Genomic DNA, 24,442 nt, shown 5'->3' on the forward strand with positions numbered 1-24,442 from the left:
TGTGACGTCATTGCCCGTTGCCGCCGTATTGCCTGAATTGTTGACAGCCCTAAAAACCGCGCCGCAGGTTTTGTTGTCCGCGCCTACCGGGGCGGGGAAATCCACCTGGCTGCCGTTGCAACTCCTGCAACAGGGGCCAGTTGCTGGAAAAATTCTCCTGCTTGAACCGCGTCGTCTGGCGGCGCGTAATGTCGCGCAGCGTCTGGCGGAAGCGTTGAATGAAAAGCCTGGCGAAACGGTAGGTTACCGGATGCGCGCGCAAAGCTGCGTGGGGCCGCGTACCCGGCTGGAAGTGGTGACAGAAGGCGTATTGACCAGAATGATTCAGCGCGATCCCGAATTACGCGGCGTGGGGCTGGTGATACTGGATGAATTTCATGAGCGCAGTTTACAGGCGGATTTAGCGTTGGCGCTGTTGCTGGATATCCAGCAAGGGCTCCGTGACGATCTCAGGCTGTTAATCATGTCTGCGACGCTGGATAACGACAGGCTTTGTCAGCGACTGCCTGATGCGCCGACGATCGTCTCGGAGGGGCGCGCGTTCCCGGTGGAGCGACGTTATCAGCCGCTCGCGACGCATTTGCGTTTTGATGAAGCCGTCGCGATGGCGACAGCGGAACTGTTGCGCAATGAAAACGGTTCGCTGCTGCTATTTTTACCCGGCGTAGGTGAAATACAGCGCGTTCATGAACATCTGGCGTCGCGGGTAGGGAGCGATGTCCTGCTTTGTCCGCTGTATGGCGCATTGTCTTTGGAGGCGCAACGCAAAGCGATTGTTCCCGCCCCCGTCGGGATGCGTAAAGTGGTGTTGGCGACTAACATTGCCGAAACCAGTTTGACGATTGAAGGGATTCGTCTGGTCGTCGATAGCGCTCAGGAGCGCGTGGCGCGATTCGACGCGCGAACGGGACTGACGCGGCTGGTTACGCAGCGTATCAGTCAGGCGTCAATGACGCAGCGCGCGGGGCGCGCCGGACGACTGGCGCCGGGGATCTGTTTACATCTGCTGGCCAAAGAACAGGCGGAGCGGGCGGCGGCGCAAAGCGATCCGGAAATCTTACACAGCGACCTTTCCGGTTTATTGATGGAGGTGTTGCAGTGGGGATGTCACGATCCGGCATCGCTTTTCTGGCTGGACAGGCCGCCGGAGGTGAATCTTCAGGCCGCCCGCCGTTTATTATTGATGTTAGGCGCGCTGGAGGGCGAGCGGTTAAGCGCGCGGGGCCGGAAAATGGCGGCAATGGGTAACGATCCGCGCCTGGCGGCGATGTTAGTCAACGCCGACGAGGGCGATAGCGCCGCCACCGCCGCCATGCTCGCGGCCATCCTTGAGGACCCGCCGCGCGGCGGCGGTACGGATTTAAGCGTGCTATTTTCGCGGCGACAGCCGGGCTGGCAGCAGCGTAGCCAGCAGCTTTTAAAACGGCTGCAGGTGCGTAATGGCGAGCCGGATAGCGCGCTTATTATGCCGCTGTTGGCCAGAGCGTTTAGCGACCGCATCGCGCGGCGTCGTGGTCAGGAAGGGCGCTATCAGTTAGCCAATGGTATGGGCGCGATGTTAGATGCGGATGACGCGTTGGGACGTCATGAATGGCTGATCGCGCCGCTGTTACTGCAAGGTAGCGCCTCGCCGGACGCCCGAATATTGTTGGCGCAGCCGCTGGATATTGCCTCGCTTATTCAGGCGTGTCCTGATTTACTGCGCCAGTCCGACACGGTTGAATGGGACGAGGCGCAGGGAACGTTGAAAGCATGGCGCAGAATGCGTATTGGACAGTTGACGGTTAGCGTTCAGCCACTGGCGAAGCCGTCTGAAGAGGAGCTTCATCAGGCGATGCTGAACGGCATCCGCGATAAAGGTCTGTCCGTCCTTAACTGGACGCCGGAAGCGGAGCAGTTCCGTCTGCGTCTGCACTGTGCGGCGAAATGGCTGCCGGAATATGACTGGCCTGCCGTGGATGAGGCGTCGCTGCTGGCGACTCTGGAAAACTGGTTGCTGCCGCACATGACAGGCGTACAGTCGTTACGAGGGCTAAAATCCCTGAACGTTAATCAGGCGTTACGGGGACTGCTTGACTATGCCATGCTGCAACGTCTGGATAGTGAACTGCCTGGGCATTACACTGTGCCGACGGGAAGCCGAATAACGATTCGTTATCATGAAGATAACCCGCCCGCGCTGGCGGTCAGAATGCAGGAAATGTTTGGCGAAGCGAAGACCCCAACCATCGCTCAGGGCCGCGTGCCGCTGGTGCTGGAACTGCTTTCGCCAGCGCAGCGACCGCTACAGATTACGCGCGATTTAAGCGCTTTCTGGCAGGGGGCGTATCGCGAAGTGCAAAAAGAGATGAAAGGCCGTTATCCCAAACATGTCTGGCCGGACGATCCGGCGAATACGGCCCCAACGCGGCGCACGAAGAAGTATTCGTGACGTGTTATACGTTGCCTCCAGGCCAGATAAGGCGTTAATCGCCATCCGGCAAAAGGGTAAATTGAGAGATTTCTTCTTCTGTCGTCTGGCGGAAGAATAGAGAATCGGGCCTTTGCGCCTGTATGTTGCGGAGAAAAAGCATGGCGGGGAATGACCGCGAGCCGATTGGACGTAAGGGGAAACCGTCACGTCCTGTGAAACAAAAGGTGAGCCGTCGTCGGCAGCATGACGACGATTATGATGATGACTATGAGGATGAAGAACCGATGCCGCGTAAAGGTAAGGGCAAAGGGCGTAAGCCTCGTGGCAAGCGCGGCTGGCTGTGGCTATTGCTAAAACTGTTTATCGTTTTTGTGGTGTTGTTCGCCATTTACGGCGTCTATCTGGATCAAAAAATCCGCAGCCGTATCGATGGCAAGGTCTGGCAGCTTCCGGCGGCGGTATATGGCCGGATGGTGAACCTTGAGCCAGACATGCCTGTCAGCAAAAACGAGATGGTGAAATTGCTGGAAGCGACGCAGTATCGTCTGGTGACGAAGATGACCCGTCCCGGCGAATTTACCGTGCAGGCCAATAGCATTGAGATGATCCGTCGTCCGTTTGACTTCCCGGACAGCAAAGAAGGGCAGGTGCGCGCGCGGCTGACGTTCAGTGACGGGCGTCTGGAAACCATCGTCAATCTGGATAACAACCGCCAGTTTGGCTTCTTCCGTCTCGATCCGCGGCTTATCACCATGCTTTCTTCGCCAAATGGCGAGCAGCGTTTATTCGTCCCGCGCAGCGGTTTCCCGGATCTGCTGGTCGATACGCTGTTGGCGACGGAAGACCGTCATTTCTATGAGCATGATGGCATTAGTCTTTACTCTATCGGGCGTGCGGTGCTGGCCAACCTGACGGCGGGACGCACGGTGCAGGGGGCAAGTACGCTAACCCAGCAGCTGGTGAAGAACCTGTTCCTCTCCAGCGAAAGATCATACTGGCGTAAAGCGAATGAAGCCTACATGGCGCTGATCATGGATGCCCGTTACAGTAAAGATCGTATTCTTGAGCTGTACATGAACGAGGTCTACCTCGGTCAAAGCGGGGACAATGAAATTCGCGGTTTTCCGCTGGCGAGCCTGTATTACTTTGGTCGTCCGGTAGAGGAATTGAGCCTCGATCAGCAGGCGTTACTGGTGGGGATGGTAAAAGGGGCGTCGATTTATAACCCGTGGCGTAACCCGAAACTGGCGTTGGAGCGTCGTAACCTGGTGTTACGCCTGTTACAGCAGCAGAAAATCATCGATCAGGAACTCTATGACATGCTGAGCGCGCGTCCGCTTGGCGTACAGCCGCGCGGCGGCGTTATTTCACCGCAGCCAGCGTTTATGCAGATGGTTCGTCAGGAACTGCAGGCGAAGCTGGGGGATAAAATTAAAGATCTCTCCGGCGTGAAGATCTTCACCACCTTTGACTCCGTGGCGCAGGATGCCGCAGAAAAAGCCGTTGTCGAAGGTATTCCGGCGTTGAAGAAGCAGCGTAAATTGAGCGATCTGGAAACCGCGATGGTGGTGGTGGATCGCTTTAGCGGCGAGGTGCGCGCGATGGTTGGCGGGGCGGAGCCGCAGTATGCCGGCTATAACCGTGCCATGCAGGCGCGCCGTTCCATCGGGTCGCTGGCGAAACCGGCGACCTATCTGACCGCGTTAAGTCAGCCGAACTTATACCGTCTGAACACCTGGATTGCCGATGCGCCGATTTCTCTGCGCCAGCCGAATGGTCAGGTCTGGTCGCCGCAGAACGACGATCGTCGCTACAGCGAAAGCGGGAAAGTGATGCTGGTGGATGCGTTAACTCGCTCAATGAACGTACCGACGGTCAATCTGGGGATGGCGTTAGGTTTACCGGCGGTAACCGATACCTGGACGAAGCTCGGCGTGCCGAAAGATCAGCTCAATCCGGTTCCGGCTATGCTGTTAGGAGCGCTGAACCTGACGCCGATCGAAGTGGCGCAGGCGTTCCAGACTATCGCCAGCGGCGGAAATCGCGCGCCGTTATCAGCGCTGCGTTCAGTTATTGCGGAAGATGGTAAAGTGCTGTACCAAAGTTATCCGCAAGCTGAACGCGCCGTACCGGCACAGGCGGCTTACCTGACGCTCTGGACAATGCAGCAGGTCGTCCAGCGTGGTACGGGGCGTCAGCTTGGCGCGAAATATCCGGGTCTGCATCTGGCCGGTAAAACCGGGACGACAAACAACAATGTCGATACCTGGTTTGCCGGTATCGACGGCAGCCAGGTGACTATCACCTGGGTAGGCCGTGATAACAGCCAGCCGACGAAATTGTACGGCGCCAGCGGCGCGATGGCGATTTACCAGCGCTATCTGGCGAACCAGACGCCGACGCCTTTAGTTCTGACGCCGCCGGAAGATGTGGTGGATATGGGCGTTGATTACGACGGTAATTTTGTCTGTAGCGGCGGTATGCGCACTCTGCCGGTCTGGACGGACGATCCAAATACGCTGTGCCAGCAGGGCGAGATGATGCAGCAACAGCAGCAGCCGTCAGGCAATCCGTTCGATCAGTCGTCTCAGCCGCAGCAGCCTGCGCAGCAACAGCCGCCGAAAGAAGAGAAGAGCGACGGCGTTGCCGGCTGGATTAAGGAGATGTTCGGCGGCAATTAATCACGGTAATAGTGCCGGGTGGCGCTGTGCTTACCCGGTCTACACCGTTACGACTCCATTATGTGCGACGTAGGCCGAATAAGACGCTTACGTCGCCATCCGGCAAATCCTCCATAAATAACATTTCAGTCTAATTTATTAACCCTTCCTTTTCATCTGGTTGTTTCTTAACCCCTTAGTTTTCGTAGGGCCGCGTATCGCTTGCCATTGCGACGATATTTCGCCTATCATGCTGCGGTTATAATAATAATTATCGTTTACGTTATCATTCACTTTCATCAGAGATATACCAATGGCGCGTCTTAAAACTGCTCAGCCAAACTCTTCACTGCGTAAAATCGCAGTTGTAGTAGCCACAGCGGTTAGCGGCATGTCTGTCTATGCACAGGCGGCGGTTCAACCGAAAGAAGAAACCATTACCGTAACCGCAGCGCCTGCCGCGCAGGAAAGTGCCTGGGGACCGGCTCCGACCATCGCCGCGAAGCGTTCCGCCACCACCACCAAAACTGATACACCTATCGAAAAAACGCCACAGTCGGTTTCGGTGGTCACTAACGAAGAGATGCAGATGCATCAATTCCAGTCAGTAAAAGAAGCGTTGGGTTACACGCCGGGTGTAACGGTAAGCAGCCGCGGCGCTTCCAATACCTATGACTTCGTGATTATCCGTGGCTTCTCTTCCGTCGGCCTGAGCCAGAACAACTATCTGGATGGCCTGAAATTGCAGGGGAACTTCTACAACGATGCGGTTATTGATCCCTACATGCTTGAGCGTGTTGAGTTGATGCGTGGCCCAACGTCCGTCCTCTACGGTAAGAGCAACCCGGGCGGTATCATTTCGATGGTTAGCAAGCGGCCGACTACTGAGCCGCTGAAAGAAATTCAATTCAAAATGGGGACGGACAATTTGTTCCAGACCGGTTTTGATTTTAGTGATTCCCTGGATGACAACGGTGAGTTCTCATATCGTCTGACGGGGCTGGCGCGTTCGACAAATGAGCAGCAAAAGAGTTCTGAGTCGCAGCGCTATGCGATTGCGCCCTCTTTTACCTGGCGTCCTGATGAGAAAACGAATTTTACGTTCCTTTCTTATTTCCAGAACGAACCAGAGACCGGCTACTACGGCTGGCTGCCGAAAGAGGGAACGGTTGAACCGTTACCGAATGGTAAACGCTTGCCGACAGATTTCAATGAAGGGGCGTCAAACAACACCTATTCTCGTAACGAGAAAATGGTGGGATACAGTTTCGAGCATGGCTTCAACGACACTTTTACCGTGCGCCAGAATTTACGTTTTGTCGAAATGAAAACCGCGCAAAAAAGCGTCTATGGCACGGGGATTGCGGCGGACGGCCATACGCTTAACCGCGGTACTATCGTTGACAACGAGCGTTTACAGAATTTCAGCGTAGATACACAACTGGAAAGTAAATTCGCGACCGGCGATATTGATCATACGTTGCTGACGGGTGTCGATTTCATGCGTATGCGTAATGATATTAACGCGACGTTTGGTAGCGCGCCGTCAATCGATCTCTATAACAATTACCATCCTGAATACTTTGCTTTCGGCGGCGCTGAGCCGTACCAGATGAACGAAAGTAAACAAACAGGCCTCTATGTTCAGGATCAGGCGGAATGGAATAAGTGGGTATTTACTCTCGGCGGCCGCTATGACTGGTCTAAACAAGCGACAACGGTGCGTCAGAATTCCACTACGCCGACAGAAGGATATATTGAACGTAATGACCACCAGTTCACCTGGCGCGGTGGCGTAAACTACGTATTCGATAATGGAATTTCACCTTACTTCAGCTATAGCCAATCTTTCGAGCCAAGCGCCTTCGATTTGTGGAGCACCCCACGCGTTTCTTACAAGCCGTCAAAAGGCGAGCAATATGAAGCAGGGGTGAAATATGTACCGAAAGACATGCCGGTTGTTGTTACGGGTGCCGTTTATCAGCTGACCAAAACCAATAACCTGACCGCCGATCCAACCAACCCATTAGCGCAGGTGCCGGCAGGCGAAATTCGTGCGCGAGGTGTAGAGCTGGAAGCCAAAGCAGCATTGACGGCTAACATCAATATGACGGCGTCTTACACTTATACTGATGCTGAATACACGAAAGACACTAATCTGAAAGGGAATACGCCAGAGCAGGTGCCCGAACACATGGCGTCGTTGTGGGGCGATTACACCTTCAACGAAGGTCCGTTGTCAGGTTTAACGCTGGGAACAGGCGGTCGTTTTATTGGTTCCAGTTACGGCGATCCGGCTAATAGCTTCAAGGTAGGCAGCGCAGCGGTGATGGATGCGGTCGTCAAGTACGATCTGGCGCGTTTTGGTATGGCGGGCTCCAGCATTGCGGTTAACGTTAATAATCTGCTCGACCGCGAATACGTCGCCAGCTGCTTCCAGACGTACGGCTGTTTCTGGGGCGCAGAACGTCAGGTCGTTGCAACGGCAACCTTCCGTTTCTAATTTCTTTTTGGGCACGGCTTGCCGTGCCCGTTTTACAAGTTGGCTGCGATGCAGGAAAACCACATTCATTCCGATACCACCTTTGCGCTGCGAAGCGTCGCCTTTCGTGTGCCGGGCCGCACGCTTTTACACCCCCTCTCGTTAACGTTTCCCGCAGGTCGAGTCACCGGACTTATCGGCCATAATGGTTCCGGTAAATCCACGCTGTTAAAAATGCTGGGCCGCCATCAGCCGCCTTCCGAAGGGGATATTCTGCTCGACAATCAGCCGCTGGCGAGCTGGAGCAGCAAGGCGTTTGCCCGCAAAGTTGCCTATCTGCCTCAACAATTGCCACAGGCGGAAGGAATGACGGTGCGCGAACTGGTGGCGATTGGCCGCTATCCGTGGCACGGCGCGCTGGGACGCTTTGGCGTCGCGGACCGGGAAAAAGTAGACGAGGCGATTACGCTGGTCGGCTTAAAACCGCTGGCGCATCGTCTGGTCGATAGCCTGTCCGGCGGTGAACGCCAGCGCGCGTGGATTGCCATGCTGGTCGCGCAGGATAGCCGTTGTCTGCTGCTGGATGAGCCGACGTCAGCGCTGGATATCGCCCATCAGGTGGACGTGCTGGCGCTGGTGCATCGTTTAAGCCAGCAGCGCGGGCTGACGGTGGTTGCGGTGCTGCACGATATCAACATGGCGGCCCGCTACTGTGATTATTTAGTCGCGCTACGCGGCGGTGAAATGATTGCGCAAGGAACGCCTGCGGAACTGATGCGCAGTGACACGCTGGAACAGATTTACGGTATCCCGATGGGTATCCTTCCGCATCCGGCGGGCGCGGCACCTGTGAGTTTTGTGTATTAATGCGTGATTTATATCCTCTTACTCGCCGCCGTTTATTAACGGCGATGGCGCTCTCGCCGCTGCTGTGGCAAATGAATACGGCGCAGGCTGCCGCTATCGATCCCCGCCGGATTGTGGCGCTGGAGTGGCTGCCGGTTGAGCTGCTGCTGGCGCTCGGTATTACGCCGTATGGCGTGGCGGACGTGCCAAATTATAAGCTGTGGGTTAGCGAACCGCCGTTGCCGGATTCGGTGATTGATGTGGGTCTTCGCACTGAACCCAATCTCGAACTGCTGACGGAGATGAAGCCGTCGTTTATGGTCTGGTCGGCAGGCTACGGACCCTCGCCGGAGAAACTGGCGCGGATCGCGCCGGGGCGCGGGTTCGATTTTAGCGACGGCAAAAAGCCGCTGGCGGTGGCCCGACGCTCGCTGGTTGAACTGGCGCAGACGCTGAATCTGGAAGCTGCGGCAGAAAAACATCTGGCGCAATACGATCGCTTCATCGCCAGCCAGAAGCCGCATTTTATCCGCCGCGGGGGGCGTCCGTTACTGATGACGACGCTTATCGATCCGCGGCATATGCTGGTGCTCGGCCCGAATTGCCTGTTCCAGGAGGTGCTGGACGAGTATGGCATTGTCAATGCCTGGCAGGGTGAAACCAACTTTTGGGGCAGTACGGCGGTCAGTATCGATCGGCTGGCGATGTATAAAGAAGCGGATGTAATCTGCTTCGATCACGGGAATAACACCGATATGAACGCGCTGATGGCAACGCCGCTGTGGCAGGCCATGCCGTTTGTCCGCGCCGGGCGTTTTCATCGGGTGCCCGCCGTTTGGTTCTATGGCGCGACCCTCTCCACGATGCATTTTGTCCGCATCCTGAATAACGTGTTGGGAGGCAAAGCGTGAGCAGAAAACGTGAAATGCCGGATGGCGGCGCGAAAAGCGTCTTATCCGACCTACGGTTCGGGCGCTTTGTAGGCCGGATAAGGCGAAGCCGCCATCCGGCGTTGCTGTTATTGGCGCTGTTTGTTGCCGCCTGCTGGCTGACATGGGTTAACTTCTCCGTTGCGCTACCGCGCAGCCAGTGGCAACAGGCTATCTGGTCACCGGATATCGACATCATTGAGCAGATGATTTTTCATTACAGCCAGCTGCCAAGACTGGCGATTTCGCTGCTGGTGGGCGCGGGGCTTGGGCTGGTAGGCGTCCTGTTCCAGCAAGTATTACGTAACCCGCTGGCGGAACCGACCACGCTGGGCGTGGCGACCGGCGCGCAATTGGGGATCACGGTGACTACGCTTTGGGCGATTCCCGGCGCGCTGACCACGCAGTTTGCCGCCCTGACGGGAGCCTGCATCGTCGGCGCGCTGGTGTTCGGCGTGGCGTGGGGCAAACGCCTGTCGCCAGTGACCCTGATCCTCGCCGGGCTGGTGGTCAGCCTCTATTGTGGCGCAATCAACCAGTTACTGGTGATTTTCCACCACGATCAGTTGCAAAGCATGTTTTTATGGAGCACCGGAACGCTAACGCAAACCGACTGGAGCGGCGTGCAGCGTCTGTGGCCGCAGTTGCTGGGCGGTGTGATGCTCACATTATTGTTGCTACGTCCGATGACGCTGATGGGGCTGGATGACGGCGTTGCGCGTAATCTGGGTCTGGCGCTGTCGTTAGCGCGTCTGGCGGCGCTGTCGCTGGCGATTGTGTTGAGCGCGCTGCTGGTCAACGCGGTGGGCATTATCGGTTTTATCGGCCTGTTTGCGCCGCTGCTGGCGAAAATGCTTGGCGCAAGACGTCTGCTGGCGCGCCTGATGCTGGCGCCGCTCATTGGGGCGCTTATTTTGTGGCTATCCGATCAGATTATCCTTTGGCTAACCCGCGTATGGATGGAGGTTTCCACCGGGTCAGTGACGGCGTTAATCGGCGCGCCGCTGCTCCTGTGGCTGCTGCCGCGGCTTAAAAGCATGAGCGCGCCGGATATGAACGCCAGCGATCGTGTGGCGGCGGAACGTCGGCACGTTCTTGCTTTTGCCGTTGCCGGTGGCGCGCTCCTGCTGCTGGCAACATGGGGCGCGCTCTCTTTTGGTCGCGACGCGCACGGCTGGACGTGGGCGAGCGGAACGCTGCTTGAAGAACTGATGCCGTGGCGCTGGCCGCGGATACTGGCGGCGTTAATGGCGGGCGTCATGCTGGCGGTGGCGGGCTGCATTATTCAGCGTCTGACCGGTAATCCAATGGCCAGTCCGGAAGTGCTGGGGATCAGTTCCGGAGCCGCGTTTGGCGTGGTGTTGATGCTGTTTTTGGTGCCGGGGAATGCTTTCGGTTGGCTACTGCCTGCCGGAAGCCTGGGCGCGGCGGCGACACTGCTGATTATTATGTTAGCCGCCGGGCGCGGCGGTTTCTCGCCGCAACGGATGTTGCTGGCGGGGATGGCGCTCAGCACCGCGTTTACCATGCTGCTAATGATGCTCCAGGCGAGCGGCGACCCGCGGATGGCGGAAGTGTTGACCTGGATCGCAGGATCTACCTATAACGCCACTGGCGGGCAGGTTACGCGAACCGCGATCGTGATGGTGATTTTGCTGGCCATTGTGCCGTTGTGTCGCCGCTGGTTAACGATTTTGCCACTGGGCGGCGATGCCGCGCGCGCGGTGGGCATGGCGCTTACGCCGTCGCGTATCGCGCTGCTGGCGCTGGCGGCGTGTTTGACGGCAACCGCGACGATGACCATTGGGCCGCTGAGTTTCGTTGGACTGATGGCGCCGCATATTGCGCGGATGCTCGGTTTTCGCCGGACGATGCCGCATATGGTCATCTCGGCGCTGGCAGGGGGCGTTTTACTGGTCTTTGCCGACTGGTGCGGCAGGATGGCGCTATTTCCGTATCAGATCCCGGCGGGACTGCTTTCAAGCTTTATTGGCGCGCCGTATTTTATCTATTTGCTACGTAAACAGAGCCGGTAAAAAAAGGCTGTGCCACATTTATGTCGGGTGGCAGCCATGCTCAACTCGACCTACAAATTACACAATATCAATATGTTGTGGCAATATTTTGTAGACCTAAAAATAGCTGAACGCTATCAGGTGCGAGAGCTGTCCTGTCACGTTTTATCGAGGGAATTCTGCTTTTATTTTCAGCAAGAAGCAGGTGTTATTTCTGTATCGATAAGTCATGTGCTATTTCAGTGGCGCGCTGCTGTCTTCTGAACAGGGTGACTAATTTCAACATATCCAGGCCCGAAACGTTGATGATAAATTGCGGCATGATCTATTCAATAATAAGAATTACCGGTTTCGGTATTAAGCCTTTTTAAATATTAAGATGTGGATGCCGCATCTTTAATGCATCTCGTAAATCAATTTTAATTTAATAATAAATTTTCATTATAAAACTTCGATAATAAAATATTATTTTTTTATCGAAGTAATAAAAAACAACTCTATTAAAATAAATTAATTGCCACGAGTAAACAAAAAAAATGTAATTTAGCATTTTTTGTTTTTTTTAATGAAATTTATACCAAAAATAAATGTTACGCGTCATTGCTATATATTCAGTACTGTAATTCTGATCTTTTTTTATTCATTTTGACATGTTTATTGCTTTTTTGGCTCTCCCGTCTTGCTTGCTTTGTTTGTTTTTTGAACGGTAAAAATATTTATTATTTAATTCTGATAATCCTTTAAATAAAAAACACTTGTCTTTGGGTTTTTAATGGAAAATACTTCATCGCGCCTAAGGGATGTTATTTATTAACGTGTTGTTTGCTTCTTTTGAATGTTGCATCGGCAATTTCATAACTCGTCATATAATATATATCTACTAATATAAACATGGGGTATTGAGTATAACTCCGTGTGAATAGCGTAAAAATACTCACCAACTTTTAATAAGGATGAAAAATGAATACAGCAGTAAAAGCTGCGGTTGCTGCCGCACTGGTTATGGGTGTTTCCAGCTTTGCCAATGCTGCAGGCAGTAATACTGGTACGGTTACTTTTACCGGTACTATTGAAGATTCACCGTGTTCAATCGTGGTTGGCGACGAACACCAGACCGTTAACCTGGGCCATATCGGTACCGGTTCTCTGATGGGCGGTAAAGAATCTTCAAAAGTCGATTTCCATATCGGTCTGGAAAACTGCGCATTCACCACTGAGAAAGAAGCGTCTACCGTTTTCTCTGCCATCGGTAACGAATCCAGCGCTAATCCGGGCAGCGTTGCGCTGATGCGTATCGGCGGCGGCGAAATGGCGGGTTCCAGCATTGTCATCGGCAACCACCTGGGTTCCGCGATCAAATTGGGCGACGCTTACAGCGAAAATCTGACGATGAACGGCAGCGTTGCGGCGGCGAAACAGACTCTTAACTTCAAAGCCTGGGTGAAAGGCGATTCCGCTGCCAGCACTATCGATACCGGCGAATTCAGCAGCACCGTAAACTTCACGATCAGCTATCTGTAAGTGAAATATCATCCTGCGGCAGTCTGCCGCAGGATAATGCTTAAAGTAAAAAAATAGATTATATATTTCAGGGATAGATTGTCTGATGGCTCACTATAAAAAATTTCGTCTGAGCACGCTTGCGGCCGTGGTGGGTATTGTTCTGGCTGTCGGTCCGGAAAATAGCTATGCGGAAGCGCCCATTCAATTTAATACCCGATTTCTTGATGTTAAAGATGATGCCAGCCTGGATCTCTCCCGTTTTTCCCGTAAAGGCTACATTATGCCGGGGAGCTATCATCTCCAGGTGCTGGTCAATCAGAGTCAAATTGCCCAGGATAATGTTATTACGTATTCCGTTGATAATAACGATCCTGATAACACCTATCCCTGTTTATCGCCTGAACTGGTATCGCTGCTGGGGTTAAAACCTGAAATAGCAGATAAAATGATCTGGATAAATGCCGGTCAGTGTCTGCAACCAGATCAACTGGAAGGGATGGAAACCCAAACGGATTTAAGCCAGTCAACGCTGACGGTGATTATTCCTCAGGCCTATCTGGAATACAGCGATGAAGAGTGGGATCCACCTTCCCGCTGGGATGAAGGGATTCCCGGCGTATTATTTGACTACAACGTTAACAGCCAGTGGCGACATGCTGAACATGATGACGGCGATGAATATGACATCAGCGGCAACGGCACGGTGGGTGCCAACCTCGGCGCGTGGCGTTTGCGCGCGGACTGGCAGGCTAACTATCGTCACGAAAATGACAGCGAAGATAAAGACAACTTTGGCTCCAGTTCCGAACAGAACTGGGACTGGAACCGCTATTACGCCTGGCGGGCGATCCCGCAGCTCCGGGCGCAGCTAACGCTGGGCGAAGGATCGCTGGAATCCGATATTTTCGATGGCTTTAACTATGTTGGCGGCAGCCTTATCACCGACGATCAGATGTTACCGCCTAATCTGCGCGGCTACGCCCCGGATATATCAGGCGTGGCGCGCACCAACGCCAAAGTCACCGTGACCCAGCGCGGGCGGGTGATTTATGAGTCGCAGGTCCCGGCTGGGCCGTTTCGCATTCAGGATATTAATGAAACGGTATCCGGCGATCTACACGTCAAAATTGAAGAACAAAGCGGTCAGGTGCAGGAATATGACGTCAGCACCGCCTCCATTCCGTTTCTGACCCGTCCCGGCCAGGTGCGCTACAAGTTGGCAGCCGGGCGACCGCAGGACTGGGATCACAATATGGAAGGCGGCTTTTTCACCTCAGCCGAAGCCTCCTGGGGGATCGCTAACGGCTGGTCGCTGTACGGCGGTGCCATCGGTGAGCAGGATTATCAGGCGCTGGCGTTAGGACTGGGGCGCGATCTGGCGCTGCTGGGCGCGTTTTCCGTCGATGTCACCCATTCCCGTGCGACGCTGCCAGAGGGTAGCGCCTACGGCGACGGCACCATTCAGGGTAACTCGTTCCGTGCCAGCTACGCTAAAGATTTTGATGATATAGACAGCCGTCTGACGTTTGCTGGTTATCGCTTTTCCGAAGAAAACTACATGACGATGGACGAGTTTATCGATACGCATAATGACGATAACGATCGTCAGCGCACCGGCCACGATAAAGAGATGTATACCCTGACGTACAGCCAGAACTTTTCGGCAATAAACGTCAACGCCTATATCAACTACACCCATCGCACCTACTGGAATCAACCTAACCAGGACAGCTATAACCTGACGCTGTCGCACTATTTCGATGTCGGTGAGGTGCGCGGGATCAGTCTGTCGGTGAACGGTTTTCGCAACGAATATGACAATGAGCGTGATGACGGCGTGTACGTCTCGCTCAGTATTCCGTGGGGCAACAACCGCACGCTGAGCTACAACGGCTCCTTTAGCGATGACAACAACAGCAATCAGGTCGGCTATTACGAGCGCATTGACGATCGCAATAACTACCAGATCAACGCTGGTCGCGCGGATAACGGTGCGACTCTCGACGGCTACTACCGTCATCAAGCGAGCTATGCCGACATTGACGTCAGTGCGAACTATCAGGAAGGCGACTATACCTCCGGCGGGCTGAACATCCAGGGCGGCGCGACGCTGACTGCTAAAGGCGGGGCGCTGCACCGCACCAGCGTCAACGGCGGCTCGCGGCTGCTGGTGGATGTCGGCGATGAAGCGAACGTACCCATCTCCGGCTACAGCACGCCGGTATATACCAACGCGTTTGGTAAAGCCGTCATTGTCGACGTCAACGACTACTACCGCAACCAGGTGAAAATCGACATTACCCAGTTGCCGGAAGACGCGGAAGCAATCCTCTCCATCGCTCAGGCGACCCTGACGGAAGGGGCGATCGGTTATCGCCGCATGGAGGTGCTCAGCGGTAAAAAAGCCATGGCCAGTATCCGCCTGCGCGATGGCGGCACGCCGCCCTTCGGCGCAGAGGTTTACAACAGTCGCCAGCAACAGTTAGGGATCGTAGGTGAAGACGGCAGCGTTTATCTGATCGGCATTAACCCCGGCGAGCGGTTGCAGGTGACATGGGAAGGTAAAACGCAGTGTGAAGCGACGTTGCCCGATCCGCTGCCGGGCGATCTGTTTAGCGGCCTGTTGCTGCCGTGCATCGGCGACGCTTCATCACCTGAGGCAACGCAGCCCGAAGAGAAACCATTACTCCAGCTTTATACGCAGCGGCGGACGTCTTCGACGCAACCCGAAGCGCTCTCTTCTCGTTATCCAACACATTGATTCAGGAAACCGCATTCATGATGTCATTAAAACGTTATAACCTGGCCGCTGTTTTGCTGCTTTTGCTGGGCGGCTACGGTAGCGCCCAGGCCGCCATCGCGCCCGATCGCACCCGCCTGGTGTTTCGCGGCGAAGATAAATCGATAAGCGTCGATCTGAAAAACGCCAACAGCAAACTGCCCTATCTGGCGCAGTCCTGGGTGGAAGATGAGAAGGGCGTCAAAATCACCTCGCCTTTAATCGTCGTCCCACCGGTCCAGCGCATTGAGCCGTCGGCAATCGGACAGGTCAAAATTCAGGGGATGCCGGCGCTGGCGTCGCTCCCCCAGGATCGGGAAACCCTTTTTTATTACAACGTGCGCGAAATTCCGCCGCAAAGCGACAAGCCCAATACGCTGCAAATCGCCCTGCAAACGCGCATCAAAGTTTTTTACCGCCCGCAGGCGCTATCGAAAATCGATATGCAGCATCCCTGGCAATACAAGATCACCCTTCAGCGTCAGGGCAATGGCTATCAGGTGAGCAATCCGACCGGTTACTACGTGGTGTTAAGCAACGCCAGCAACCGCATGGACGGCACACCAGCCAGAGGCTTTAGCCCTTTAGTGATTGCACCAAAAAGCAACGTGACGCTGGGAGGGGACGCCAGTGAATTAGGTCACTCGCCTGTGCTGACTTACGTCAACGATTATGGCGCGCGGTTACCGCTGATTTTTAACTGTACTGACAACAGTTGTGCGGTAGATGAAGCAAAAAGCAGAAAGTCGTAACCGACAAGGAGACGCAAGATGAGGCAATGGCGGTTACGGCTGGGCACGGTAACGTGTGCGGCCATGCTGAGTGCGGTCAGTATGCCGCTGGCAGCGGGAAGTAAGACGGTCAACATGACGCTGACGATAGTCGTTAATGCCGCGCCGCCCTGTACTGTGACCGGCGGTGAGGTGGAATTTGGCAATGTGTTGACGACGAAAGTGGATGGGGTGAATTACCGGCAGGCGGTGGGCTATCGCCTGAGCTGTAACGGCAGAGTGAGCGATTACCTGAAGTTACAGATTCAGGGGAATGCGGTGACTATCAATGGCGAGTCGGTATTGCAAACCGATGTCGATGGATTGGGTATCCGTCTGCAAACCACCACGGATGGCGCGCTGATTTCACCCGGCAATACGCAATGGTTGTCATTTCAATACAGCGGCGGCAGCGGTCCGGCCATTGAGGCGATTCCCGTCAAAAATAATGGCGTAACGTTAACAGGTGGCGCGTTTAACGCAGGCGCCACGTTGGTGGTGGATTACCAATGAAAAAAATAGTTTTGACGATGTTAATGGGGGGCAGCCTTGCCGCACAGGCAGCCGATAATCTTAAGTTTCACGGCACATTAATTTCACCGCCGAATTGTACGATTAACAATGATCAGACGATCGACGTTAAGTTCGGTAACCTGCTGATTAATAAAATAGATGGTACGCGTTATGCGCAGAATGTTCCGTATGAGATCACCTGTGATTCAACGGTGCGCGATGAGACGATGGCGATGACCCTGACGCTAAGCGGTTCCGTGAGTGATTTTAATCCGGCGGCGGTAAACACCAGCGTGGCGGGGCTGGGGATTGAACTCAGGCAGAACGACCAACCCTTTACGTTGGGGTCCACCATTACGGTGAATGAACAATCGATACCTGTTCTGAAAGCCATACCGGTTAAAAAGAGCGGTGCTTCGCTGAAAGAAGGCGGCTTCGATGCGACGGCAACATTACAGGTGGATTATCAGTAATGGCTAAAAGACAGGCGTTATTACACGGCGCGGCCTGCATCCTCTGTGGGGCGCTGATATTGCCGGTCTCAGCGGCAGATAACCTGCATTTTTCCGGTAGCCTGGTGGCCAGTCCTTGCACGCTCACGATGCAGGGGACGGGGATTGCCGAAGTCGATTTTTCGTCGCTTGACAGTTCTGATTTCACTCCCGACGGCCAGTCTGCTCGTAAGCCTTTGGTGTTTGAACTCACGGATTGCGATTCGGCGCTGAGTAACGGGGTGCAGGTGACTTTCACTGGAACCGAAGCGACCGGAATGCGCGGTATCCTGGCCATCGATAGCCATTCAGGTGCTTTTGGGAGCGGGATTGGTATTGAAACGCTATCCGGCGTTCCCGTGGGCATGAACGATAAAGAGGGTGCGATATTCACGCTGGTGACGGGGAATAACGCGCTAAACCTGAATGCCTGGGTACAACGCCTTCCTGGCGAGGACCTGGTTCCGGGAACGTTCTTCGCAAGCGCACTAGTTACCTTTGAGTATTTATGATGAGAAGCATACAGATTTTATTTTTACTGTTGGCGGTCGTTTGTTGCCGTTCAATAGCGGCGGGACCCATGCTGAAAGCGACGTTTTCAAGCACCACGATGTATTATGGTATTGGCCCTAATAGCGACAAATCTATTGTGGCGGAGGTGACGATAGCGACTCCGGAGGGAGTGTACTATGGCTCCTGGAACCTTTCGGGACATCGTAAAGGAGAAACGCTAACCGCAGACTCCTGGTCTGGGCCAGAACCTGCGCCGAAGGTTGTATTGAAGGATTTTGATAACACTGTTTCGCGATCTGCGTGCAAGAATCTTCCCTCGAACTGGAGGGGGTGTGGTTCTTTTACCCTGGAGATTACGGTACAAAGCGATGATTATGGTTGCCCCTGGCTGGCGTCGAGCCATATCGTTGCTACCGCTTTTATCACTAACGAAACGTATTCCCCGCCGGATACGCGCAGCTCAGTTTGCCCGAAAGTTCCCGTTGATACTTTTGATATCTCCTGGGATGCGAACGTTTCGAAACAGAAAACAACCCTCATGCTTGATGCCACCGGTGGCACAGTGAATCGCACGTTACATACCTATTTGATGGAGGGGGGGAAACTGTGCGATGGCAGCAAATTTGACAACCGTGGCGCTTATTGCCGTTTTGTCTCATCGGGTATTACGCTCAATGTGCTGGGCTGCGACCAGTCGAGCGTCACGACCAGCGCCGTTGATCATCCGATAACCGATGTTGAGCTTCATGGCATTAATGTAGCGGTGAACACCCGCAACATTGGCTCCGGGCAGTTCACGTCGACCTGTAGCTTCCAGTATATTATTGATGAGCTTTAGGGGGGCTGGGTGTTTGGCGAAGATTCACGCTAACCTGGTATGAACCAAAAAAAAGCCGGGTGGCGGCTTCGCCTTACCCGGCCTACGTTGTTTTTGGACGTTCTCTTTTACAGTTTCGCAAACACCCGACGCGCGGCGTCAATAGTATTATTAATGTCGTCCATGCTGTGTGCGACCGACATAAAGCCCGCCTCAAACGCCGATGGCGCCAGATACACGCCTTCCTCCAGCATCAGGTGGAAGAAACGCTTAAAGCGTTCCACGTCGCACGCCATCACGTCCTGATAGCAGGTTACGCTCTCAGCGTCGGTGAAGAAAATCCCGAACATGCCGCCGACATGGTTAACCACCAGCGGAATATTCGCTTCTTCGGCAGCTTCCAGCAAACCTTCCGCCAGACGGGTGGTGAGCTCATCCAGCGTTTCATGAATGCCGGGCTGGGCGACTTCATTCAGGCAGGCGAAACCGGCCGCCATCGCAATCGGGTTGCCGGAAAGGGTGCCCGCCTGGTAAACCGGGCCCGTCGGCGCCAGCGCATCCATTACATCGCGACGACCGCCAAACGCGCCTACCGGCATCCCGCCGCCGATGATTTTACCCAGACAGGTCAGGTCCGGCACGACGCCGTAGTAATCCTGGGCTCCGGCCAGCGCTACGCGAAAACCGGTCATCACTTCGTCGATAATCAGCAGCGCGCCGAACTCATCGCACAAGGCGCGCAGACCTGGCAGAAATTCCGGCAGCGGCGGGACGCAGTTCATATTGCCCGCTACGGGTTCGACGATGATACAGGCGATTTCCTGCGGATATTGTTCAAACGCCGCGCGTACTGACGCCAGATCGTTATAAGTGCAGGTCAGCGTATGTTTCGCGAAATCTGCCGGCACGCCCGGCGAGTTCGGCTGACCGAGCGTCAGCGCGCCAGAACCGGCTTTGACCAGCAGGCAGTCTGCGTGGCCGTGGTAGCAGCCTTCGAATTTGATAATCTTATCGCGGCCAGTAAAACCACGCGCCAGGCGAATAGCGCTCATGGTCGCTTCGGTGCCGGAGTTCACCATGCGCACCATGTCCATGGTCGGCACCAGGTTGGTGACCAGTTCCGCCATTTTCACTTCCATTTCGGTTGGCGCGCCGAAGCTTAAACCGCGCTCCGCAGCTTCGATCACCGCATTGCGGATAGCCGGATGGTTATGCCCCAGTACCATTGGTCCCCAGGAACCGACATAGTCGATATACGCTTTGCCATCGACATCGTACAGATACGCGCCGTCCGCTTTTTCGATAAACAGCGGGGTGCCGCCCACGCCAGTGAAGGCGCGAACAGGGGAGTTCACGCCGCCGGGGATCAGCTCGCGGGCCGCGCTATAGAGATTTTCAGACTTACTCATGGAAAGATTCCTGGTTCGTAGAAAAAGTGAATACCCGCTATTCTAAGTTATTCAGAGAAGGTTATGAAAGTTTTACGCATTTGAAACAATACGATTTGCAGGGGATTTTCGCGGCGTTGGCGAGTAGAATGCCGACTTTAGATTTGTATTACCAATTAATGATCTTCTGATGAAAACAGACACTTCCACCTTTTTAGCTCAGCAAATTGTGCGTTTACGGCGCAGAGATCAGATTCGCCGGTTAATGCAGCGGGATAAAACGCCGCTGGCCATCCTGTTCATGGCGGCCGTTGTCGGCACGCTTACCGGACTGGTTGGCGTCGCCTTTGAAAAGGCGGTTTCCTGGGTACAAAACATGCGCATTGGCGCGCTGGTTCAGGTCGCGGACCATGCGTTTTTGCTTTGGCCGCTGGCCTTTATCCTTTCGGCGTTACTGGCGATGGTCGGCTACTTTTTGGTGCGAAAATTTGCGCCGGAAGCTGGCGGCTCGGGTATCCCGGAAATTGAAGGCGCGCTGGAGGAGCTACGTCCGGTGCGCTGGTGGCGCGTGTTGCCGGTGAAGTTTATCGGCGGGATGGGAACGTTGGGCGCAGGAATGGTATTAGGGCGCGAAGGGCCAACGGTGCAAATCGGGGGCAACCTGGGGCGCATGGTGCTGGATGTTTTTCGTATGCGCAGCGCCGAAGCGCGGCATACGTTGCTGGCGACCGGCGCGGCGGCGGGGCTCTCTGCGGCGTTTAACGCGCCGCTGGCGGGTATCCTGTTCATTATTGAAGAGATGCGCCCGCAGTTTCGCTACAACCTGATTTCGATTAAAGCGGTGTTTACCGGCGTCATCATGTCGAGCATTGTGTTCCGCATATTTAACGGCGAAGCGCCGATTATTGAAGTCGGCAAACTGTCTGATGCGCCGGTTAACACACTGTGGTTATACCTTATCCTCGGCATTATTTTTGGCTGCGTCGGGCCGGTATTTAATTCGTTGGTGCTGCGTACCCAGGATATGTTTCAGCGCTTTCATGGCGGCGAAATTAAAAAATGGGTGCTTATGGGCGGCGCGATCGGCGGCCTGTGCGGTATTCTGGGGTTGATTGAGCCGGAAGCGGCAGGCGGCGGATTTAACCTTATTCCTATCGCCGCGGCAGGTAATTTTAGCGTCGGGCTACTGCTGTTCATCTTTATTGCCCGGGTTGTCACGACGCTGCTTTGCTTTTCTTCCGGCGCGCCGGGGGGCATTTTCGCCCCGATGCTGGCGTTGGGAACGCTGCTTGGTACGGCCTTCGGTATGGCGGCGGCAGTGCTTTTCCCGCAGTATCACCTGGAGGCCGGTACCTTTGCGATTGCCGGGATGGGGGCGCTGATGGCGGCGTCGGTGCGCGCCCCGTTGACAGGGATTGTGCTGGTGCTGGAGATGACCGATAACTATCAGCTCATTTTGCCAATGATTATCACCTGTCTTGGCGCGACACTATTAGCCCAGTTTTTGGGCGGGAAACCGTTATACTCAACCATCCTGGCGCGCACTCTGGCGAAGCAGGATGCGGAACAGGCGGCGAAAAACCAGAATGCGCCTGCGGGCGAGAATACTTGAACGAATTACCAGGGTATTAGATAATGACTGCCAATATTGGGTGAAAATTTATCCAATTACCGATGTCGTTTGGAGCAAAATATGAGTGATGACGTAGCGCTGCCGCTGCAGTTTACCGACGCAGCAGCGAATAAAGTAAAAAGTCTTATCGCTGACGAAGATAACCCGAATCTGAAACTGCGCGTGTATATCACCGGCGGTGGTTGCAGCGGCTTCCAGTATGGTTTTACCTTTGACGATCAGGTTAACGAAGGGGATATGACCATCGAAAAACAGGGCGTTGGCCTGGTGGTTGACCCGATGAGTTTGCAGTATCTGGTGGGTGGTTCGGTAGATTATACCGAAGGTCTGGAAGGTTCCCGCTTCATTGTAACCAACCCGAATGCGAAAAGTACCTGCGGGTGTGGCTCTTCCTTCAGCATTTGATTGTTGTTCGTTGTGCCGGATGGCGACGCGAGCGTCTTATCCGGCCGACAGGAAAGATGTTCCAGGCCCGATAAGCGTAGCGCCATCGGGCAAAACAATATCAACGTCCGTTTTCATCCAGGGCAAACGTCGGCAATTTCAAATGCCAGCGAATGGCCGCCAGCCGAATGAACAGCGTGACGACCATACCCATCATGCTGGCGCTTTCCAGCGGTACTGAAAACGTATAAAACGCGGTGGCGTGAACAATCCCGCCGATAATACAGGCCGTGGCATAGATTTCGGTGCGTAGGATCATGGGGATCTCGCGTGCCAGAACATCGCGAATAATCCCGCCGCCGACGCCGGTAATCACGCCCATACAGACGGCCACTAATGGCCCCGTTTCAGCGAGGAAGGCTTTATTCACCCCAATGCCGACAAACACCGCCAGCCCGACCGCATCCAGCACCGGCAACATCCATTTCGGCAGACGTCTTGGCTGGCGAACCAGCAGGATGGTCAGCATACTGGTGACCATGGCGACGACCAGGTCGGTAGGATCTTTAACCCAGAATACCGGGCCGTTATCCAGCGCCATATCGCGGATTGTCCCGCCGCCAACGGCAGTAACGACGCCGAGCACTAGGACGCCGAACGGATCCATACGTAATTTCCCGGCCAGCAACACGCCAGAGATAGCAAATACAGCCGTGCCTACAATATCCAGCCAATAGACGAGCATTGTCGAATCCCCACTGGGAGCCTGGTAAGACAGGCTCTAATTCACCTGTGAAAGCGCATTACAGAGTTGTTTTGCGGCGAGGATAATACGCGGGCTTGCGCGTTCAAACCAGTCGCTGTTAAGCGGAATAACCGGAATTTTTAACAGGTTTCCCCAGTATTGTTCAATTTTGAGAATTTCGCCCGCTTTTCCGGCCACGATAATGGCCTGGGGATGCCTTGCCAGCACCTGTTCACGGCTGACTTGCGGCCACGGCACGCGGCTGTCAGCAAAGACGTTTTCTCCGCCGCAGGTCGTCAAAACCTGATGTTGAATAGACCCTTTACCACTGGTAAACAGAGGATTCATGCCAAACTGAAGAAAGACGCGCTTTTTAGCTTTACCGGCATACTCGGCGTTGAGCGCGGCGTACTCGTTTAGCAATGTCTGCGCTGCCTGCTGAGCCTTTTCCGGCTGCGGGCTCCAGGCGGCCAGTTGACGGAGCGTGTCGGCGATCTGTTCGATGCTTACCGCGTCCACCCACATGACCTTAATACCTAATGACGTCAGTTGGTTTACCTGGCGTTCCGCATTACCGCCGCGCCAGGCGACGACCAGATCCGGCTTCAGCGCCACAATGCGTTCCAGATTCATTCCCTGCCAGGTAGAGACCTGTTCTATTTTTTGCGCTTCGGGCGGGTAGTCGGAATAGCTGCTGACGCCAACGGGCGTAATCCCGGCGGCAAAAGCGAGCTCCGTATTGGCGGGAGAGAGGGTAATGACGCGCGGCGCAGCGTAAAGCCACACCGGGAGCGTAAGCAGCAGGGCGACCAGCGCCCTGAACATTTGCTTAACCATGCGCCAGTTTCTGTACCAGCGTTTCGACCATCAGAGTCGACTGTTTCGCCGCCACCGCGAGGAATTCGTCAAAGCTGAGGTGCGATTGCTGATCGGCCACGTCAGAAATAGCGCGTACCACCACGAACGGCACGTTGAAGTTATAGCAGACGTGTGCGATAGCGGTGGCTTCCATCTCTACGGCGACCGCGTCGGGGAAGTTATGCCGGATTTTCGCCAGCCCGACGGAGCCGTTAATAAACGCGTCGCCGCTAACAATAAGGCCGCGTACCGCGTTCAGATTCAGCTCTCTGATGCAGGATTCCGCGGCGGCGATCAGTTTGTCATCGGCCTTAAATCCGGCCGGACAGCCCGGTAATTGCCCGTATTCATAGCCGAAAGCGGTCACATCAGCGTCGTGGTAACGCGCTTCGTCAGAGACGACGATATCGCCGACCTTCAGCGTGGACGCCAGACCGCCTGCGGAACCGGTATTGATGATCACGTCCGGCTTGCAGTGCTCCAGAAGCAACGTTGCGCCCAGCGCCGCCGCGACTTTACCGATACCGGATTTCAGCAACGCCACTTCGGTGCCGTTCAACTGGCCAGTGTAAATTTCGCAGCCGCCCAGCGTAATCGTCTGACGGTTGTCAATTTTGTCACGCAGCAGCGTAACTTCTTCTTCCATTGCGCCAATGATGCCGATTTTCATAGATTTACTCGCGATAAGTCAGTTTTGGGGGCA

At 54.8% G+C, this 24,442-nt stretch carries 19 protein-coding genes; 15 read left to right on the forward strand and 4 right to left on the reverse strand.

The features are described from left to right. Position 1 precedes the first annotated feature (1 nt). The 13 genes from hrpB to stfH all read left to right on the forward strand — a co-directional run bounded on the left by hrpB (position 2) and on the right by stfH (position 18,752). Positions 2-2,431, forward strand: a complete 2,430-nt coding sequence (hrpB, locus tag N7E69_RS12870) for an ATP-dependent helicase HrpB (protein ID WP_001675805.1) — start codon at positions 2-4, stop codon at positions 2,429-2,431. Positions 2,432-2,571: 140 nt separating this feature from the next. Continuing rightward, a complete protein-coding gene (gene mrcB, locus N7E69_RS12875) occupies positions 2,572-5,094 on the forward strand; it encodes a bifunctional glycosyl transferase/transpeptidase (protein WP_000918129.1) in 2,523 nt (840 codons plus the stop codon). Positions 5,095-5,386: 292 nt separating this feature from the next. Then, positions 5,387-7,576, forward strand: a complete 2,190-nt coding sequence (gene fhuA, locus N7E69_RS12880) for a ferrichrome porin FhuA (RefSeq protein ID WP_000113220.1) — start codon at positions 5,387-5,389, stop codon at positions 7,574-7,576. 48 nt (positions 7,577-7,624) lie between these two features. Continuing rightward, positions 7,625-8,422 carry a Fe3+-hydroxamate ABC transporter ATP-binding protein FhuC gene (gene fhuC / locus N7E69_RS12885; RefSeq protein ID WP_001157204.1) on the forward strand — a complete coding sequence of 266 codons (798 nt, stop codon included), beginning with the start codon at positions 7,625-7,627 and terminating at the stop codon, positions 8,420-8,422. Next, complete coding sequence (gene fhuD / locus N7E69_RS12890; protein WP_001205357.1) at positions 8,422-9,312, forward strand: Fe(3+)-hydroxamate ABC transporter substrate-binding protein FhuD; 891 nt, start codon at positions 8,422-8,424, stop codon at positions 9,310-9,312. The genes fhuC and fhuD overlap by 1 nt, the downstream gene beginning before the upstream one ends. Before the next feature lie 14 nt (positions 9,313-9,326). Further along, positions 9,327-11,366 (forward strand): Fe(3+)-hydroxamate ABC transporter permease FhuB, encoded by a 2,040-nt coding sequence (gene fhuB, locus N7E69_RS12895; RefSeq protein WP_094905147.1) that lies wholly within the window; start codon positions 9,327-9,329, stop codon positions 11,364-11,366. A gap of 939 nt (positions 11,367-12,305) precedes the next feature. Further along, a complete protein-coding gene (stfA, locus tag N7E69_RS12900) occupies positions 12,306-12,866 on the forward strand; it encodes a fimbrial major subunit StfA (protein WP_001090553.1) in 561 nt (186 codons plus the stop codon). 85 nt (positions 12,867-12,951) lie between these two features. After that, positions 12,952-15,609 (forward strand): fimbrial biogenesis outer membrane usher protein, encoded by a 2,658-nt coding sequence (locus tag N7E69_RS12905; RefSeq protein ID WP_000951679.1) that lies wholly within the window; start codon positions 12,952-12,954, stop codon positions 15,607-15,609. Positions 15,610-15,626: 17 nt separating this feature from the next. Continuing rightward, the gene (stfD, locus tag N7E69_RS12910; RefSeq protein ID WP_000987333.1) at positions 15,627-16,379 is read left to right on the forward strand and encodes a fimbrial chaperone StfD; all 753 of its coding nucleotides are present in this window, start codon (positions 15,627-15,629) and stop codon (positions 16,377-16,379) included. A gap of 18 nt (positions 16,380-16,397) precedes the next feature. Then, on the forward strand, positions 16,398-16,910 hold the full coding sequence (locus N7E69_RS12915; protein ID WP_001250316.1) for a fimbrial protein: 513 nt from the start codon (positions 16,398-16,400) through the stop codon (positions 16,908-16,910). Continuing rightward, complete coding sequence (stfF, locus tag N7E69_RS12920) at positions 16,907-17,383, forward strand: fimbrial minor subunit StfF (protein WP_000725075.1); 477 nt, start codon at positions 16,907-16,909, stop codon at positions 17,381-17,383. The genes N7E69_RS12915 and stfF overlap by 4 nt, the downstream gene beginning before the upstream one ends. Continuing rightward, on the forward strand, positions 17,383-17,913 hold the full coding sequence (locus tag N7E69_RS12925; protein ID WP_001129317.1) for a fimbrial protein: 531 nt from the start codon (positions 17,383-17,385) through the stop codon (positions 17,911-17,913). The genes stfF and N7E69_RS12925 overlap by 1 nt, the downstream gene beginning before the upstream one ends. Beyond that, positions 17,913-18,752 (forward strand): fimbrial adhesin StfH, encoded by an 840-nt coding sequence (gene stfH / locus N7E69_RS12930; RefSeq protein ID WP_001675802.1) that lies wholly within the window; start codon positions 17,913-17,915, stop codon positions 18,750-18,752. The genes N7E69_RS12925 and stfH overlap by 1 nt, the downstream gene beginning before the upstream one ends. A 107-nt stretch (positions 18,753-18,859) precedes the next feature. Here the strand turns inward: stfH and hemL are convergent, their stop codons facing one another. After that, on the reverse strand, positions 18,860-20,140 hold the full coding sequence (hemL, locus tag N7E69_RS12935; protein WP_000045249.1) for a glutamate-1-semialdehyde 2,1-aminomutase: 1,281 nt from the start codon (positions 20,138-20,140) through the stop codon (positions 18,860-18,862). Between the two features lie 169 nt (positions 20,141-20,309). Between hemL and clcA the strand changes: the two genes are divergently transcribed. Next, positions 20,310-21,731, forward strand: a complete 1,422-nt coding sequence (clcA, locus tag N7E69_RS12940; protein WP_000845428.1) for a H(+)/Cl(-) exchange transporter ClcA — start codon at positions 20,310-20,312, stop codon at positions 21,729-21,731. A gap of 81 nt (positions 21,732-21,812) precedes the next feature. Then, positions 21,813-22,157, forward strand: a complete 345-nt coding sequence (gene erpA, locus N7E69_RS12945; protein WP_001278668.1) for an iron-sulfur cluster insertion protein ErpA — start codon at positions 21,813-21,815, stop codon at positions 22,155-22,157. A 100-nt stretch (positions 22,158-22,257) separates the two neighbouring features. On the opposite strand, the gene N7E69_RS12950 is transcribed toward erpA, so the two are convergent. The 3 genes from N7E69_RS12950 to mtnN are packed head-to-tail and all read right to left on the reverse strand — an operon-like array spanning position 22,258 to position 24,409. Continuing rightward, positions 22,258-22,881, reverse strand: a complete 624-nt coding sequence (locus tag N7E69_RS12950; protein WP_000964234.1) for a TRIC cation channel family protein — start codon at positions 22,879-22,881, stop codon at positions 22,258-22,260. A gap of 36 nt (positions 22,882-22,917) precedes the next feature. Further along, positions 22,918-23,718 carry a vitamin B12 ABC transporter substrate-binding protein BtuF gene (gene btuF / locus N7E69_RS12955; protein WP_000240674.1) on the reverse strand — a complete coding sequence of 267 codons (801 nt, stop codon included), beginning with the start codon at positions 23,716-23,718 and terminating at the stop codon, positions 22,918-22,920. After that, positions 23,711-24,409, reverse strand: a complete 699-nt coding sequence (mtnN, locus tag N7E69_RS12960) for a 5'-methylthioadenosine/S-adenosylhomocysteine nucleosidase (RefSeq protein ID WP_000689822.1) — start codon at positions 24,407-24,409, stop codon at positions 23,711-23,713. The genes btuF and mtnN overlap by 8 nt, the downstream gene beginning before the upstream one ends. Positions 24,410-24,442 lie beyond the last annotated feature (33 nt).

This window comes from Salmonella sp. 3C (assembly GCF_025426275.1).
GTDB lineage: Bacteria > Pseudomonadota > Gammaproteobacteria > Enterobacterales > Enterobacteriaceae > Salmonella > Salmonella enterica.

Excerpts from the sequence above, each read along its gene's own strand:
- N7E69_RS12915 (WP_001250316.1), top strand. The coding sequence starts at position 16,398 with ATGAGGCAATGGCGGTTACGGCTGGGCACGGTAACGTGTGCGGCCATG.
- clcA (WP_000845428.1), top strand. The coding sequence starts at position 20,310 with ATGAAAACAGACACTTCCACCTTTTTAGCTCAGCAAATTGTGCGTTTA.
- stfD (WP_000987333.1), top strand. The coding sequence starts at position 15,627 with ATGATGTCATTAAAACGTTATAACCTGGCCGCTGTTTTGCTGCTTTTG.
- mtnN (WP_000689822.1), bottom strand. The coding sequence starts at position 24,409 with ATGAAAATCGGCATCATTGGCGCAATGGAAGAAGAAGTTACGCTGCTG.
- stfF (WP_000725075.1), top strand. The coding sequence starts at position 16,907 with ATGAAAAAAATAGTTTTGACGATGTTAATGGGGGGCAGCCTTGCCGCA.
- N7E69_RS12925 (WP_001129317.1), top strand. The coding sequence starts at position 17,383 with ATGGCTAAAAGACAGGCGTTATTACACGGCGCGGCCTGCATCCTCTGT.
- fhuB (WP_094905147.1), top strand. The coding sequence starts at position 9,327 with ATGCCGGATGGCGGCGCGAAAAGCGTCTTATCCGACCTACGGTTCGGG.
- erpA (WP_001278668.1), top strand. The coding sequence starts at position 21,813 with ATGAGTGATGACGTAGCGCTGCCGCTGCAGTTTACCGACGCAGCAGCG.
- fhuD (WP_001205357.1), top strand. The coding sequence starts at position 8,422 with ATGCGTGATTTATATCCTCTTACTCGCCGCCGTTTATTAACGGCGATG.
- N7E69_RS12950 (WP_000964234.1), bottom strand. The coding sequence starts at position 22,881 with ATGCTCGTCTATTGGCTGGATATTGTAGGCACGGCTGTATTTGCTATC.
- fhuA (WP_000113220.1), top strand. The coding sequence starts at position 5,387 with ATGGCGCGTCTTAAAACTGCTCAGCCAAACTCTTCACTGCGTAAAATC.
- mrcB (WP_000918129.1), top strand. The coding sequence starts at position 2,572 with ATGGCGGGGAATGACCGCGAGCCGATTGGACGTAAGGGGAAACCGTCA.
- fhuC (WP_001157204.1), top strand. The coding sequence starts at position 7,625 with ATGCAGGAAAACCACATTCATTCCGATACCACCTTTGCGCTGCGAAGC.
- N7E69_RS12905 (WP_000951679.1), top strand. The coding sequence starts at position 12,952 with ATGGCTCACTATAAAAAATTTCGTCTGAGCACGCTTGCGGCCGTGGTG.
- btuF (WP_000240674.1), bottom strand. The coding sequence starts at position 23,718 with ATGGTTAAGCAAATGTTCAGGGCGCTGGTCGCCCTGCTGCTTACGCTC.
- stfH (WP_001675802.1), top strand. The coding sequence starts at position 17,913 with ATGAGAAGCATACAGATTTTATTTTTACTGTTGGCGGTCGTTTGTTGC.
- stfA (WP_001090553.1), top strand. The coding sequence starts at position 12,306 with ATGAATACAGCAGTAAAAGCTGCGGTTGCTGCCGCACTGGTTATGGGT.
- hemL (WP_000045249.1), bottom strand. The coding sequence starts at position 20,140 with ATGAGTAAGTCTGAAAATCTCTATAGCGCGGCCCGCGAGCTGATCCCC.